The 293-nt window shown below is 44.4% G+C and carries 1 protein-coding gene; it reads left to right on the top strand.

Going from position 1 to position 293, the window contains the following annotated elements; translation table 11 throughout:
- Positions 1–293, top strand: a 293-nt coding sequence (locus IQR33_RS28045; RefSeq protein WP_193844253.1) for an acetate uptake transporter, incomplete at both ends; no start/stop codon positions are given.

Genomic DNA, 293 nt, shown 5'->3' with positions numbered 1-293 from the left:
AATATTCATAATGCAGGATTTTTCCCAATTGACTCTATGATTCTAGCGATGGGCATCTTTTACGGTGGCCTTAGCCAAGTAATCGTTGGCATCATGTGCTTTAAACGCGGTGATACATTCGGCACAACTGCGTTTACTTCTTACGGTCTATTTTGGCTAACATTGGTTGGTCTAATCGTAATGCCTCACATGGGTCTTCCTGCAAGCCCTGCAAGCTTTATGGGTTGGTACCTAGCGCTTTGGGGCATCTTCACTGGTTTCATGTTCATTGGTTCTCTATGTTACCCAACAGC

It is taken from the genome of Vibrio sp. OPT46 (genome assembly GCF_015163535.1).
Taxonomy (GTDB): Bacteria; Pseudomonadota; Gammaproteobacteria; order Enterobacterales; family Vibrionaceae; genus Vibrio; species Vibrio alginolyticus.
This window is presented reverse-complemented; position numbering and strand designations above follow the sequence as displayed.